Annotated in this window: 14 protein-coding genes and 1 tRNA gene; 6 read left to right on the top strand and 9 right to left on the bottom strand. The window is 59.8% G+C overall.

Going from position 1 to position 13,438, the window contains the following annotated elements:
* On the top strand, positions 1–309 hold a 309-nt coding region (locus AAC850_RS09740), incomplete at its 5' end, for a M10 family metallopeptidase C-terminal domain-containing protein (protein WP_422723191.1).
* Between the two features lie 289 nt (positions 310–598).
* Here AAC850_RS09740 and AAC850_RS09735 read toward each other — a convergent pair.
* From AAC850_RS09735 to AAC850_RS09715, 5 genes are all read right to left on the bottom strand, one after another.
* Positions 599–3,022 (bottom strand): DEAD/DEAH box helicase family protein, encoded by a 2,424-nt coding sequence (locus tag AAC850_RS09735; protein ID WP_340588539.1) that lies wholly within the window; start codon positions 3,020–3,022, stop codon positions 599–601.
* A gap of 4 nt (positions 3,023–3,026) precedes the next feature.
* Positions 3,027–3,386 carry a hypothetical protein gene (locus AAC850_RS09730; RefSeq protein WP_340588538.1) on the bottom strand — a complete coding sequence of 120 codons (360 nt, stop codon included), beginning with the start codon at positions 3,384–3,386 and terminating at the stop codon, positions 3,027–3,029.
* Between the two features lie 168 nt (positions 3,387–3,554).
* The gene (locus tag AAC850_RS09725; protein ID WP_340588537.1) at positions 3,555–4,118 is read right to left on the bottom strand and encodes a hypothetical protein; all 564 of its coding nucleotides are present in this window, start codon (positions 4,116–4,118) and stop codon (positions 3,555–3,557) included.
* Positions 4,111–5,385, bottom strand: coding sequence for a tyrosine-type recombinase/integrase (locus tag AAC850_RS09720; RefSeq protein ID WP_340588536.1), 1,275 nt, complete (start codon positions 5,383–5,385; stop codon positions 4,111–4,113). The genes AAC850_RS09725 and AAC850_RS09720 overlap by 8 nt, the downstream gene beginning before the upstream one ends.
* Before the next feature lie 236 nt (positions 5,386–5,621).
* Positions 5,622–5,708 (bottom strand) — tRNA-Leu (locus AAC850_RS09715).
* 234 nt (positions 5,709–5,942) lie between these two features.
* Between AAC850_RS09715 and AAC850_RS09710 the strand changes: the two genes are divergently transcribed.
* The 3 genes from AAC850_RS09710 (at position 5,943) to AAC850_RS09700 (ending at position 7,917) form a co-directional block, all read left to right on the top strand.
* Positions 5,943–6,884, top strand: coding sequence for a complex I NDUFA9 subunit family protein (locus AAC850_RS09710; RefSeq protein WP_340588535.1), 942 nt, complete (start codon positions 5,943–5,945; stop codon positions 6,882–6,884).
* 125 nt (positions 6,885–7,009) lie between these two features.
* Entirely contained in the window at positions 7,010–7,663 is a 654-nt protein-coding gene (gene fsa, locus AAC850_RS09705; RefSeq protein WP_340588534.1) for a fructose-6-phosphate aldolase, read from the top strand.
* Positions 7,664–7,773: 110 nt separating this feature from the next.
* Positions 7,774–7,917, top strand: a complete 144-nt coding sequence (locus AAC850_RS09700; protein WP_340588533.1) for a hypothetical protein — start codon at positions 7,774–7,776, stop codon at positions 7,915–7,917.
* A 12-nt stretch (positions 7,918–7,929) separates the two neighbouring features.
* Here the strand turns inward: AAC850_RS09700 and AAC850_RS09695 are convergent, their stop codons facing one another.
* The 4 genes from AAC850_RS09695 to AAC850_RS09680 all read right to left on the bottom strand — a co-directional run bounded on the left by AAC850_RS09695 (position 7,930) and on the right by AAC850_RS09680 (position 11,855).
* Positions 7,930–9,549 (bottom strand): AMP-binding protein, encoded by a 1,620-nt coding sequence (locus AAC850_RS09695; RefSeq protein ID WP_340588532.1) that lies wholly within the window; start codon positions 9,547–9,549, stop codon positions 7,930–7,932.
* Between the two features lie 244 nt (positions 9,550–9,793).
* The gene (locus AAC850_RS09690) at positions 9,794–10,222 is read right to left on the bottom strand and encodes a DUF4168 domain-containing protein (RefSeq protein WP_340588531.1); all 429 of its coding nucleotides are present in this window, start codon (positions 10,220–10,222) and stop codon (positions 9,794–9,796) included.
* Between the two features lie 220 nt (positions 10,223–10,442).
* The gene (locus tag AAC850_RS09685) at positions 10,443–10,979 is read right to left on the bottom strand and encodes a hypothetical protein (protein WP_340588530.1); all 537 of its coding nucleotides are present in this window, start codon (positions 10,977–10,979) and stop codon (positions 10,443–10,445) included.
* 3 nt (positions 10,980–10,982) lie between these two features.
* Positions 10,983–11,855 carry a dienelactone hydrolase family protein gene (locus AAC850_RS09680; protein ID WP_340588529.1) on the bottom strand — a complete coding sequence of 291 codons (873 nt, stop codon included), beginning with the start codon at positions 11,853–11,855 and terminating at the stop codon, positions 10,983–10,985.
* Positions 11,856–12,052: 197 nt separating this feature from the next.
* Between AAC850_RS09680 and AAC850_RS09675 the strand changes: the two genes are divergently transcribed.
* Positions 12,053–12,484: a hypothetical protein gene (locus AAC850_RS09675; RefSeq protein WP_340588528.1), complete on the top strand. Its 432-nt coding sequence runs from the start codon at positions 12,053–12,055 to the stop codon at positions 12,482–12,484.
* 344 nt (positions 12,485–12,828) lie between these two features.
* On the top strand, positions 12,829–13,350 hold the full coding sequence (locus tag AAC850_RS09670; protein ID WP_340588527.1) for an energy transducer TonB family protein: 522 nt from the start codon (positions 12,829–12,831) through the stop codon (positions 13,348–13,350).
* Positions 13,351–13,438: the final 88 nt, after the last annotated feature.

The following is a 13,438-nucleotide window of genomic DNA, read 5'->3' as shown; positions in this document are numbered from 1 at the left end:
ACCTTCGTATTCGACGAGGAGCACTTCGCCGGGCTGACCGCTAACACGGCAGACCAGATCAAGGACTTCCTCGATTTTCAGGGCGACAAGATCGACCTAAGCCTTGTCGATGCGATCTTCGGCGGGGCGGACGATGCCTTCACATTCATCACCGATGCTGCGTTCTCCGGCACTGCGGGAGAACTGCGCTGGGAGCATGTCGGGAGCAACACGATGGTTTACATGGACGTCGATGGCGACGCTCAGGCCGATTACGCCATCCGGCTCGACGGCACGCTGAACCTCGCAGAGGCTGATTTCCTACTGTAGATTAGAAACTCAGATCAAACCTGGTTTCGCAAATCGTCCAAGAGTTTTTCACCATTGCGCCTTCTGCACTCGCTCGGCCCAATGCACGCCCCAACGATAGGGAGCTCGCAAGGCGTTTGCATCCTTGTGAGCTAGTGCGCAATCAATTGCATCTGGTGACCACCTTCTGCTTAAATTTTGCAGTGCCCTCGCCATCGAATGGAAACCGTGGGCAGTTATTTGCTTGCCGCTATGTTCCAGCCGCCGCTAAGCTCCGTTATCGCTTGTCTTGCCGTGCTAACGATGGAAGTCATACCCCAATGCCGGTGCCTAGCTCCGCGCCCGTCACGATGATCCTTTGGCGATCCACAGTCAGGTCGCTGTCGAGCCGCGCTATGGCGCTCGCGATCAATTTCTCGGTATCGAAATCTGTGAAATACACCGCCTTTTGGTTGATCCTATTCCAGAGCTCTAAGAAGGCTTCCTTTTCGAGATTCTTCCGGCGCACCTCTGGCATAACCGTCTTTCGGCCATTCCCGGTCATCCGGCGAAGCGCAGTTTCGTCAAATACGGTATCGACTAATGCCACGTACTCGGCGGCATGCTCTAGCAGGGTGTAGGGGAAGCTCGCCCAGATGGCCTGGGCTTCGCTCGATGCCTCCCCGATTTTGCCCGAAGCTCCTGCGGAAACGGCTTCAGCAATGGTTTCGCGGTTCTCGTGCCACTTCGTCGTGATGTGCCGCGCGGGATCGATAAAGCGCTCGCCAATCAGCCAGTATTCGAGCTCTGAGGCCTCGGCCTGCGTGACTTCTTGCGACCCCGTTGGCGTAGTGATCGACAGGGTCTGGAAATACGCCGCTGTCGCCTCGCGCTGCCGTCCCTTGAGCGCGTCGGCCATTTCGTCTTGGAGCGCCTTGGCGAAGTCATCATAGCTTTCTGAGGCGATGACGGTGAGAACATTGATCTGGTGCACGACACTCTTGTCGTCAGTGCGGTGGCCGTGTGCGTCGACGCTGATTCGCAGACCGCGACCAACTTCCTGCCGCTTGCCGATTTCATGGTCGGACTGCTTGAGCGTGCAGATCGTAAAGACGTTCGGGTTGTCCCAGCCCTCGCGCAATGCAGAGTGCGAAAAAATGAAACGCTTTGGTTCATCGAGCGACAGCAGGCGGCCCTTGTTCTTCAGGATCAGGTCGTAGGAAGACTCGTCCTTTGCCTCGCCCTTCTCGTCGCCCGTCTTGTTGATCTTCGGATCGGTCATGTGACCTTTCTTGTCGATCGAGAAATAGCCGTCGTGCACCTCATGTGGCTGGTCGCGCTTCACATAAGTCAGCCAGGCTTGGTCGGTCGTGTCGAGCTCTTTCATCTCGTCGAGCGCGCGCTGGTATTCTTCTTCGAACATTTGAGCGTAGAGGCCGTTCTCCTTCTCTCCATCTTCGCCATAGAGACGGTACTTCGCCACCTCGTCGATGAAAAACAGCGAGAGAACTTTGATTCCGCGTGCATGCAGCAGCCGCTCGCGCTCGAAGTGGGCGCGGATCGTCTCGCGGATTTGCACGCGGCGCACGGCGTTCTCGCTGGTGTCGCCAGTAACGCGACCTTCCTCCAACACCTCGCCATTGGTGAATTCGACCGTACGCTGCGTCACGTCGATGTTGGAAACGGTGTAGCCCGCATATTCGGCCAGCCCGCCGGACTTCTCCTCCAGCTTGTCGCCATCGCGCAGCCAGACAGGCTTGCGCTTCACCTGACCGCCCTTAAGGCCATGCTCGATCATCACCCTCGCTTCGGGCTTGCGACCATCGGTGAAGGTCCGAAAGTTCGACAGGTAGAGATAGCCGTCGAGCCCCGGCAGGCCCTTGGTCGTCACCCCCTTTACCTGGATCTTCTTCACCAGCTTGCGGTTGTAGGCGTCGAGCGCATCGAGCCGGTGGACGAGGTTGTAGCGGGTCCTGTGCGTCGCCGAGAAACGCAGCGCCAGCGGCGACTGGAAATGCGTCATCGCAGCCTGCGTCTTCGCGCCTTCCATCCGCTGCGGCTCGTCGAGGATCAGGATCGGGCGGTTGCCCGCGATCACGTCGATCGGGCGGCGGCTCTGGAAGCTGTCGGGCGTATCGAAAATGATCCGCCCTGCGCCGCGCCCGGTATCGCCTGCGCGCACATCGGCGGTGAAGGCCTGCGTGTTGATGATCATGCAGTGCAGCCCGCCATCCTCGCTGAACGAGGTGAGCTTGTTGAGCTGGCCGCTATTGTAAACGAAGTGCCGGATCTTGTGGCCGTAGAGTGAATGGAACCAACCCTCGGTATCCTCCAGCGTCTTCTTCACGCCTTCGCGGATCGCGATGCTCGGCACGATGATGATGAACTTCGACCAGCCATATTCGGCAAAGAGCCGGTACATGGTGTCGATATAGACATAAGTCTTGCCCGTGCCGGTCTCCATCTCGACGTCGAGATTGACCTGCGCAGCCTTGCTGGTCGCAAGCTCGCCAGTGGGCGGAAGGTGCTGCGCCATCTGCACGCTGCGGATATTTGCGAGCAGGTCCGCGTCGGAGAGTTTGAGCGGCGCGTTGCGCAGCCCTTCCTCGAACATGCTCGATTGCGCGGCGGCATCCTTGCCCGGATCGATCTGGTACTGCACGCCCTCGATGCGCGGTTGCCCGGCAAAGCAATCGACCACGGCCTGCGCGGCCTTGGCCTGATAATCGAGCGGCTTGAATATCTGCCTGGTCATGCGCTCAGAGCACCCTGACCTGGGTGTCGGGCGCGCGCTGCTGGAAGCGGCTGTGGACGTTTTCCTTGGTCGCGTCGTCCGCAAAGCCATCATCGCAGAAAAGGACGCGCAAGGGGGCAAGCTCGGCCATAGCGTCGGCCAGTTCGGTATCGACCCCGCCCTTCCCGCTGCTGCCGGGCTTGGCGAAGCAGGCGATCAGCGCAGCGCCTTTACCGCTTGCGTCTTCCGGCGCATCGACTAGCCAGACTTTGCGCCCTGCCAGCTCGCGCTGCTCAATCGGAAGGGTGATATCGACGCCCCAGCGCAGAAGCGCTCCGAAAAGCAAATCCTCCTCGCTACGGTCGTCCTTGATATGGCTGACCATGCCGAGGAGCGCATCCTGCGTTGCTTCCTTTGGCGTAACGCTGGTGTCGACGAAGTTGCCTCTGTCGGATCAGACGCATAGTAGTTCCTCAATGACGGACGTCTTGATTCACCATTAAACCGTACCGGACGTCTAGGGATTAGCAGGGAACCGGTTCCCTCAGCTTGCTCAATCGGTTCCCACGTGTTTCAAGATATGGGCCACCGTCTTGCGCGGATCTTTGACTGGGTGACCTGATTCTTCGAAGAGCAAATCCATCACGCGAACGAGATCATCAGTTGCCCGGGCAGTTATGCCATAGCCCACAATCTCAAGCTGCTTGGAAACCCTGAGTACAAAATCGGCGCGCGGACCTGGTATGTGTCGGCGGTCCCTCTCCAGACCGCCTTTTTGATATCCAGTAGAAAGCCTTACAAAAACCCGTAGGAATTTAGTCAGAAGCTCCGGCAGCCAAAGTTGGCGACCACCGAATGATACTCGACCGAACGAAAAAGCGGTCCATTGGGCGTTCTCAAGCTCGGTCAAGAATGCTTGTGACGTCTTTGTAAGGCGAGCCACCTCATCTTCCCACTTCGCGTCGCCATGTTCTTCTTGGATGCTCATCTGTTGCCGGAAGATATGCGCTGCTGCCTCAGTAACCCTCACATCAAGTTTAGGCCAACGGCGTTCAATTTCTTGCCGACCTCGGTCTGACAGCTGCCACTCATGCAGAGCTTTGGCACTCTCAGCCACGCAAGCGTCGCTCGCGCCTTGCCGCAAGGTTCACTACTTTTTGACCGGTGGGATCAACTGTGTCATCGAAGGAGATCAATGCACCGCCATTGCGAAGCTGATCAAGATAGTCGCTCCACCATTGATGCATATCGACTCGCTCGTTCCAATAGGTTCCGCGGCTGTACGTGCCACGGATTTGGTTACGGTCTGTGTGGGCGAGCGATCGCTCGATGGCGTCCTCGTTCCACTTGCCGCTCTCGTTTAACAGCGTCGAGGCGGTCGCGCGCCAACCATGGGCAGTCATCTCGTCCTTGGTATAACCCATCCGGCGAAGCGCTTGGTTCATGGTGTTCTCGCTCATCGGCCGTTTCCAAGTGTGAAACGCCGGAAACACAAACCCGGTTGGGCCGGTTAGCTGTGCAAGTTCGCGAAGGTAGGCGATCACTTGCCTCGAGAGCGGCACGAGGTGCGGTTTGCGCATCTTCATGCGCTCAGCCGGAATTCGCCACTTGGCATTCTCTAGGTCGAACTCTTGCCAGTCCGCCATGCGCAGTTCGCCTGGCCGGGCCATCACATGGGGCGCGATCTGCATCGCCAGCCGAGTGATCAAACTTCCCGGATACTCATCAATAGACCGGAGCAAGTCGGCAACCTGCTCGGGCTTTTGAAACGCCGCGTGATGTTTTGTCTTTGGGGTCCTGAGCGCACCTCTCAACACGGCTGCTGGATCGTTCTCAGCTCGCAAAGTGGCGACTGCGAACCGAAATACTCTGCTCACAAATGAGCGGCACCGCCGCGCCGTTTCATATTTACCTTGAGCCTCGATGCGCTTGAGCGCGGCTAGGACATCGGCCGGGCGGATCTGACCAACAGGAAGCGGCTGCAATGGTTTGAGTTGCTCCAAAAACCATAGGCTCTTGTCGATGGTGGTCTGGGCGCGCCCATCAGCTGCCATCTTTTCAATGAACTCGCGCGCTACAGAATTGAATGTGGTCTCTGCGGTGAGCGCTGCGACCAGTTTAGCTTGGCGGCGTTCGATCGCCGGATCGCGGCCGGCGCTGATAAGGGCTTTGGCTTCATCACGCAGTTTGCGCGCCTCGGCCAGCGAGACCTCGGGAAACCTACCAAAGGATTGGCGCTTCTCGACGCCATATAAACGGTATTTGAAGCGCCATAGCTTCGAGCCGCTTGGCATGACCTCGATATAAAGCCCACGCTCGTCAGCTCGTTTGTAAGATTTTTCTTTTGGCTTGAGCGCATTCAGCGCGACATTCGTGAAGGCCATGATCCAACTCCCTTGTCGGAGCCCAAGAAGAGTTTGGGATAACAGCCAGACCGGTTTTGGGGGCAGATCCGCTTCGACAGGTGGATTCCAAATTGCCCACTTGCCCCCAAGTTGCCCCCAAAACCGGTCTGGCTGTTATCGCATCTTGCTGGACATTCCGGGACTAACAATGGCTCAAGAATGGCAGAACTCTGCCGTTTTGTCGAGTTCTTATGGTCTATCTTGGAATGTTGTATTGGTGCCCAGAAGAGGACTCGAACCTCCACGCCCTTGCGAGCGCCGCCACCTGAAGACGGTGCGTCTACCAATTCCGCCATCTGGGCACCGGAGCAGGCTGGTCATCGGATGCCGCCTGCGTGGTAGGGGCGCGCAAGTAAGGCAGGCTTGGGCTTGAGTCAACGTGGCTTTTGCTCCTGCACTCTCGATTTATCCGTTGAACACCACTCCGGAAGCGAAGCGAAATGAGGTCCGCACGTAATCGGGGCATTGCCCGCAGCTGTGTGCCTGTGCATAGGACCGGGCGCACAACTCATTTCCATCCGCCAAAGTAGGTAGTCATGGCCAAGACCTCCCCCCTCGAAGGAAAGCTCGTCACCCTGATCGGTGGCAGCGGGTTTATCGGAACGCACGTGGCGCAGGATCTGCTCGAGTGCGGTGCGCGGGTGCGCATTGCTGCGCGCGAACCGGAGAAGGCCTTTTCGCTGAAGCCGCTGGCCAATTTAGGGCAGCTCCAGTTCGCTCGCTGCAACGCGATGGACAAGCGCAGCATCGAAGCCTGTGTCGAGGGGTCCGACGCGGTTGTCTATCTGATCGGCACATTCGAAGGTGACCAGCAAGCGCTGCAAGCCGATAGCGCTGGCCATGCCGCCAAATGCGCGCGCGACACCGGTGCGACGGGTTTCGTATACATCTCCGCCATCGGTGCCGAGCCTGAGGCCGCGACCGGATATTACCGCACAAAGGCCGATGGCGAACGGCAAGTGCTCGAGGCATTTCCAAAGGCAACCATCATCAGGCCGTCTGTGGTATTCGGCGAGGAAGCGGGACTTGTGCCCATGTTTGCCGATATGGTGCAGATGATGCCGCTCATGCCGGTTTTCGGCGCTGAATCGCAATTCCAGGTCGTATGGGTCGATGATGTGGCGGCGGGCATTGTCGCCGCACTCGAAGACCCGGCCAGGCATGGCGGCAAGGCGTACGAGGCAGCCGGGCCGGAGGCATTGTCGATGATGCAGATCAACGAGATGATCGCCGAGGCCCAAGGGCGCCAGCGGACTTTCTTCGCCATGCCCGATCCGCTTGCCAGGATCATCGCAGCCCTGCCGCTGACGCCGATCAATTCAGACCAGCTGGCCATGCTCGAGAGCGGCAGCACGGCCAGCAAGGGCACGCCGCAACTCGACAAGTTGGGAGTCGATCCCAAGCCGCTGTCGCTGTTCCTCGATCGCTGGATGGTGCGCTATCGCCGCCACGGCCGGTTCACGGAAACGCGCGCCTGAGAGATCGGCGCGCCCCGGCGTGACGCAATGGAAGAAAACTTCGCCGCGACGGGTGGCGGAATACGGGCAAGCGCGCCTATAGAGTAGGCAATCTCCGCCAGCCGAAACCAAGGGACCACGCCGCCATGCAATTCTTCGTCGACACCGCCGAAATCGCCGACATCAAGGAACTGGCTGCCACCGGTCTGCTGGACGGGGTGACGACCAATCCCAGCCTGATCGCCAAGTCGGGCAGGGACTTCATGGAAGTCACCAGGGAAATCTGCGAAATCGTGGATGGTCCGGTCAGCGCGGAAGTCGTCGCACTCGATCATGATACGATGATGAAAGAGGCCGAAGTCCTGCGCAAGATCGCGGACAATGTATGCATCAAGGTGCCGCTGACGGTTGACGGGCTGAAGACCTGCAACGCACTGACGGGTGATGGCACGATGGTGAATGTCACGCTGTGCTTTTCCGCAAACCAGGCGCTGCTTGCCGCCAAGGCCGGCGCAACTTTCGTTTCGCCTTTCGTGGGACGCCATGACGACAATGGCACTGACGGGATGGACCTGATCCGCGACATCCGCCTGATCTACGATAATTACGCCTTCGAAACCGAAATCCTCGTCGCCAGCGTGCGCCATGTGGTCCATGTACTCGAGAGTGCTCGCATCGGAGCCGATGTCATGACTGCGCCGCCAAAGGTCATCCATGACCTATTCAAGCACGTGCTGACCGACAAGGGCATCGAAGGTTTCCTCGCGGACTGGCAGAAGACCGGGCAATCGATCCTCTGATGGTCTGCCAGGCTGATGCACCCGCGTGGGCTCCGCGCATCCCCTTGGCGCCTTAGGCGCGGCCCGAGGGTCTTATCCAGACGGTCCTGGAATTCTTTGTCCAAATCCTGATGGCGCTATTCGGCGCCATCGGAACAGCACTGGCAATGTTCGGGCTGGCAGGGCTCCTGTGCGGCGGCGGCCTGCTGGGCGGCAACTGGTGCTGGCGATACTGGCGCGGCAAGCGTGCAAGCCGCAAGCCGCCCAAACGCTGACAGCTTGCGCGCTCAGCCCCCGGTTGCAGCCTCCGGTTGGTGCTCGGCAAGCCACTGGTCGCGCAGTTTGAACTTCTGGATCTTGCCCGAACCGGTAAGCGGCCATTCGCTGACCTGCTCCCAATAGGCCGGGCATTTCTGCGGCGAGATTTGCGATCGGCAATGCGCGCGCAAGGCTTCGGGGTCGAACTCCGCCCCGTCTGCCATGCGAACATAGGCTGCCACGGCCTCACCCAAGGTTTCGTCCGGCACGCCGAACACGGCACATTCGGCAACGTCTTCGTGCTCGAGCAGGATATTCTCGATCTCGGCAGGGAACAGGTTCTCGCCGCCGCGAATGATCATTTCTTTCACCCGGCCGGTGATCCGCACGAAGCCGCGATCGTCCATCGTGCCCAAATCGCCGGTGTGCAGCCAGCCTTCCGCATCTATCGCTTCTGCCGTCGCTTCGGGATTCTCGTGATAGCCGAGCATTGTCGCATAGCTGCGGGAGCGGATTTCGCCCACGGTGTCGCATGCCACGATTTCATCTGTGGCGGGGTCGAAGATTCCGACTTCGCAGCCGAGCGCAGGGCGACCGATCGAGGTGGTTATGTCTGCCATCGCATCCTCTGGCCGCGCGCTGGTGATCACCGGGCTGCTTTCGGTCTGTCCATAGGCGACGAGCGATTTTGCTCCCAATACGGCCTGGGCAGCCTTCGCCAGCTCGGGCGCGACCATTGCGCCGCCCATGCCGATGACTTTCATCGATGAAAGGTCGCGCGGATTGGCCTTCTGCATGGCAATCATCGCCACCGCCATCGTCGGCACGGCCAGCGTCCAGGTGACCTTCTCGCGCTCCATGATGTCGAGGGCGGCGTTGGGATCGAACAATGGTAGCGGAATGTATTTCGCGGCGGTCTGCAACGCGCCAAGCACGCCCATCGAGCAACCCATCGTGTGGAACAATGGCGTCAGGCCAATGGTTGACTGGCGGTCATCCAGATTGCCGGTCTTGGCGAAGATGCGGGCGTTATTGGTGATGTTCCGGTGCGAGAGGACGACGCCCTTGGGAAAGCCCGTGGTGCCGGAAGTGTACTGGATTTGCGCCGGATCGTTGGTTTCGACATCAGGCAGCGTGCCACTCGGGTCCGAGAACAATGCGTCCGGATCCTGCATGTCGATGACTTCGCGCAGTGCGGGGATTTCATCTGCGACTTCAGCCCCGATTGCGGCCATCGGGTTGCCACGCACCTCCTTGATAAGGAACAGGGCAACACTGCCCGATTGGCGCAGAACGTAGTCCAGTTCGCGCTTTTGGTAGGCCGGATTGACGGTGACGAGCGTAAGGCCGGCGAGCGCGCAGGCATATTCGACCAGCACCCACTCGGGAATATTCGGACCCCAAACGGCGATGCGTTCACCCGGCTGGAAGCGCGCGGCAAGTCCCTTGGCAAGCCGCTCGGCATCGGTGAGCAATTCGGCATAGGTCCAGCGACGCCCGGTGGTTCCATCCATCAGGCCTTCGACCAGCGCGTCCGCATCGGGATGGGCTTTAGCTTGTTCGCGCAGCAATCCGCCGATCGTCGTGTCGAGGATTTCCTCGTCAGCATACCAGTCGCAATGGGCCTTATCGAGGCGCCGCTCGGTCATAAGTCTCTCCGTAAGTGGCCAATCTCTGGAATCTTCGCCGGCCTGTTGTGGGGGCACTATACCCGGTTGTTGCGAGTGGCCAAGTGCGGAGGAAGAGAATCCGGCCACGCCGGGATTCCTGTCATCCATGGGATGCAAGAAAAGCCCCGCCAGCGAGTGGTTGGCGGGGCCAGGTGCTTGCGACCCGAGCAGGCTCGGGATGGACAAGTTTGGCCGGGCGGTCGCTCCCGGCGTTACAGGCCTCTTAGTCTTCTGGCTCTTGCATGATTGCCTGCACTGCCAGTTGCACGCGCTGGGCGACTGCCGGATCGTTGGTCGCGGCACTGCCGATGGCGGAATAGGTTTCCGGATCGAGCCCTTCATTGGCTATGATGATCTCGGCTTGCGCACGCTTGGCAAGATCATCCATCGCATCATCTGCCGTGAGCTCGCGCATCTGCAAGGCCGCCCGTGAAAAGGCATCTATCTGGCCATCGCTGAAGCTCGCATCTGCGGTGACGGATGGCTGTGCCGGTTCGGTCACCTGCGATGGCGGCACTTCATGCGTCTCGATCGGTTCGGGCACTGACATCGGCTCGGCACCATCCGCTGCGGGATCGGGCCCATCCTGCGCAAGGACACTTGTCGCAAGCAGGATTGTTCCGCTGCCACAAAGGGCAATCAGGGATTTCATTGTATGAGGCCTTCCAAAGACTGGCTTTACGCCCCCGGAAAGAATGCTGCGCCGCAAATGCCCGTGCGGCAATCGCCAAGCTGCTAAAATGCTTCAGCAAAAGGACGGCTCGAGAGAACCGTGCTGGATCCGCGATGAACCGCATCTAGGCTGCCGACTGGCGGGCGCGGCGCACTGCCAATTGCCACCCGGAGCACACAGTTCAGCGGCGCAAAGCGAATCACAACTCGCCCAGAAGGCCTTTCCAGAATGTCTTGGACGCAACCACGGCATCGGCATCGGACAGCTTTTCGTGGTTGACGCCGATCGCCGATTTCTCCCCGCCGGGCTTGTCTGAAAAATGCACCGTGACCTTGCTGCCATTGTCGAGATCGACGCGCCAGTAACGCCACTTGTCGCTTTTCGTGAGGCGCGGCTCCTCGCCTGTCACGGAACCTGCAAAATCGATCCGGTCGCCCACCAGCGCCTGCCATGCGGCAAGGGCAGCGTCCTTGTCGCCGGGGAAGGTCTTGGAGACATTTGCGGCAAAGCTCCCGGCGCAGGTCTGCCCGACCTCGCGCCGCCCGATCATCCGCTCATATCCGACCGTTACCATCTGCCGCCACCATGGGCTGAGATCCTCGTCCGCAAGCGAACGCACGATGGCTGCATGATCAAGGTCGGAAGCGCCGCGGGCATCGAGGGCGCGTTTCCAATGCGCCCAGTCATGCCCCGTGCCAGCCACGACGGCCTCTTCGCTCATACCTGGATCGGCCATGGCCTACAGCTCCGAATAGAGTGCCAACAAGGCAGTCCATGCCCGCTCGGCCTCCGCCTGGCTGTAAACCGGGCTGTCGAGCACGGTCCAGCCGTGGTCGCCAGAGTAAACTTCGACATCGACATCTGCTGCCGCCTCTGCAGCCGCGGCGCGCAGGGCTGTCTTCGCGTCTGGCGCCTGGGCATCGTCATCGCGGGCAATCGCGATCAGCACGTCTGCATCGTCCGCTAGTTGGTCCAGCAGGTTGACGGGTGCCATATCGCTATCGCCTACCAGACCGCCGCCGTGGAAACTTGCTGCCGCCTTGATCCGCTCTGGAACGGCGGCTGCGCAATAGATGGTCCAGCTACCGGTCATGCAATATCCCTGGTTGCCGATACCGCGCGTGCTGTCGACGGCATCCTGCGCATCGAGCCAGCCGACCGCGCTGCGAGCTGTGGCCATCACCGCTTCAGGCGCATTCACTTCGCGCCATGGGGTAACGCGGGCCCAGCCATCATTGGCGCGCCAATCGCTGAAATCTTCGAACTGCTGCCCTGCGACCGAGCGGTAATACGGATTGGCAACCAGGACAGCGTATCCCGATTCCGCCAGACGGCGCCCCATCTGGAGCTTGGCCGGGCGAAGGCCGGCAATATCGGGCCACAGGATTACACCGGGATGCGATCCGCTTGCAGGATGAATGAAAACCCCGTCCAGCGTGCCACCATCGGCTGCAAAGCTGACACCGGTTTCGACAAGCCCTGTGCTGTTGCCATCGGCGCTGGCCATCGGCGCACAAGCGACGACGGCTCCGGCCGCGCCCACCGCGCCCAGCTTTGCGAACTGTCGCCGGTCCAGCTGGTCCATCGCCGCAAGCTGTTGCTCATCACACATAGTCGAATTCCTTTCGCTGCCCGTCAATTCAGCGTGATAGCAGCCGCACCGACCGGCAGGCAAACCGCAACGCGGGTAAGAGGCGCAACGCTGCAAGCATCGCGCGAAATGTTCACCGGAGTGGACAGATGGTTTTCGTTTTCGACCAGCTTCGTGGTAATCTGCCAAACGGGCAGAGTGAGAAAGAGGAGGCGAAAATGCAACGCAGCGCAATCGTGTCGGCCGTCCTTGTGTTGACGGCTTGTTCAGCAGGGGAGCCAGAGGTGGCCGAGCCAGAGGAAGTAGCGGTAAGCGACTTCGTCACGGCCAACGGCTCGCCCCCCGGCGTGTACGAGTTTACCGGAGGGGACGGTTCTTCCTCGATTATCACGATCAACGCCGACGGAACGTTCTCGCAGATGACTCCCGAAGGGACACACGGGGCGGAAGGCTTTCTGGAAGTGATGGACGGAAGAACTTGCGCCCGCCTCGAGACGAGGGGTGCAGAACCCTTGTGTTACACCGAGACCGCACCTGCCGCGGACGGATCTTTCACGACTACTCCCGACGGTGGAGAGCCGATCGCAGTAAGGCCGCTTACGAATGCGGAAGTGAGTGCGTTGGAAGTCGGGACCCAAGCGGCAGAATAGACCCGAAAGGGGTTGGCCTCGATCGACCGCAAATCGCGAGTCGCGCAATTTCGGGCATTTCCGGCGCTCGATTTCACGTCTCGCACAAATATAAACCACTCTCACGCGAACGGAAATTTTCGAAAACAAAAAGTTTGCGACGTTAGTCGTTTCCAAATGGCATTTCGTAGAGAATGGCTAAAAAATGTCACAATCCGGACGTATTACTTCCCTCGCCTCTGGTGATCCGCAGACATCGGGGACGTGATCGACCTTGAATCGAACACGCCGAATTTTAAACGGGACGCGTTTGGCGCGAACATTCTGTGGCCGATCATCTTTTGACTAGAACGAAGGATGATCCAATGAAAACTCTACGTATCGCAACCATCGCACTTGCATCTGCAGGAATTGCACTATCGGCACCGCTTGCTGCCCAAGACCAAGACAGTTCGATCCTGGTCCAACCTTCATCCGAAACAACGGAATATGTTGCACGGGTCGCCGAGCAGCTCGATCAGAACCTCGCACGGGCACACATACCGTTCAGATCGCACGATAACGGCGTCGTCCGCGTGCGCTTTACCGCCAATGGCGCGGGCGAAGCGGAAGATGTGGAGATTGTCGGCCGGTCGCGCAGCCGTGACCTCGATCGCGCTGCACTCTGGGCGGTTAACCGGTTGAGCGACATCTCGCCGGACTTCGCCGGGCATTCCGAAGGCCAACTTATCCAGGCCAACATCATTTTTGCGAACACCGAACGGCAGGCTGAACGCATTGCCCGCAGGGTCGCCCGCGAAGATGCTGCGCAAATGGCATTGGCTCGGCAACGGGGGGAACCGCCGGTGCTGGCACTGACGATTAGCGGATCGGCACGCGCCCGCTAATCGGGCCTGACGAGCTTTGACGTCGTGCGAGACCTTGCTGCGGAGGGTCTTGCGCGGCGTCAAAGTGTGCCTGTTGTCTGTCGCCGCG

Source organism: Erythrobacter alti (genome assembly GCF_037996805.1).
Lineage (GTDB): Bacteria > Pseudomonadota > Alphaproteobacteria > Sphingomonadales > Sphingomonadaceae > Alteraurantiacibacter > Alteraurantiacibacter alti.
Note: the sequence above shows the minus strand (reverse complement) of the source record. Positions and strands in the feature narration are given on the sequence as shown.

Excerpts from the sequence above, each read along its gene's own strand:
- AAC850_RS09735 (WP_340588539.1), bottom strand. The coding sequence starts at position 3,022 with ATGACCAGGCAGATATTCAAGCCGCTCGATTATCAGGCCAAGGCCGCG.
- AAC850_RS09730 (WP_340588538.1), bottom strand. The coding sequence starts at position 3,386 with ATGGTCAGCCATATCAAGGACGACCGTAGCGAGGAGGATTTGCTTTTC.
- AAC850_RS09720 (WP_340588536.1), bottom strand. The coding sequence starts at position 5,385 with ATGGCCTTCACGAATGTCGCGCTGAATGCGCTCAAGCCAAAAGAAAAA.
- AAC850_RS09710 (WP_340588535.1), top strand. The coding sequence starts at position 5,943 with ATGGCCAAGACCTCCCCCCTCGAAGGAAAGCTCGTCACCCTGATCGGT.
- fsa (WP_340588534.1), top strand. The coding sequence starts at position 7,010 with ATGCAATTCTTCGTCGACACCGCCGAAATCGCCGACATCAAGGAACTG.
- AAC850_RS09700 (WP_340588533.1), top strand. The coding sequence starts at position 7,774 with ATGGCGCTATTCGGCGCCATCGGAACAGCACTGGCAATGTTCGGGCTG.
- AAC850_RS09695 (WP_340588532.1), bottom strand. The coding sequence starts at position 9,549 with ATGACCGAGCGGCGCCTCGATAAGGCCCATTGCGACTGGTATGCTGAC.
- AAC850_RS09690 (WP_340588531.1), bottom strand. The coding sequence starts at position 10,222 with ATGAAATCCCTGATTGCCCTTTGTGGCAGCGGAACAATCCTGCTTGCG.
- AAC850_RS09685 (WP_340588530.1), bottom strand. The coding sequence starts at position 10,979 with ATGGCCGATCCAGGTATGAGCGAAGAGGCCGTCGTGGCTGGCACGGGG.
- AAC850_RS09680 (WP_340588529.1), bottom strand. The coding sequence starts at position 11,855 with ATGTGTGATGAGCAACAGCTTGCGGCGATGGACCAGCTGGACCGGCGA.
- AAC850_RS09675 (WP_340588528.1), top strand. The coding sequence starts at position 12,053 with ATGCAACGCAGCGCAATCGTGTCGGCCGTCCTTGTGTTGACGGCTTGT.
- AAC850_RS09670 (WP_340588527.1), top strand. The coding sequence starts at position 12,829 with ATGAAAACTCTACGTATCGCAACCATCGCACTTGCATCTGCAGGAATT.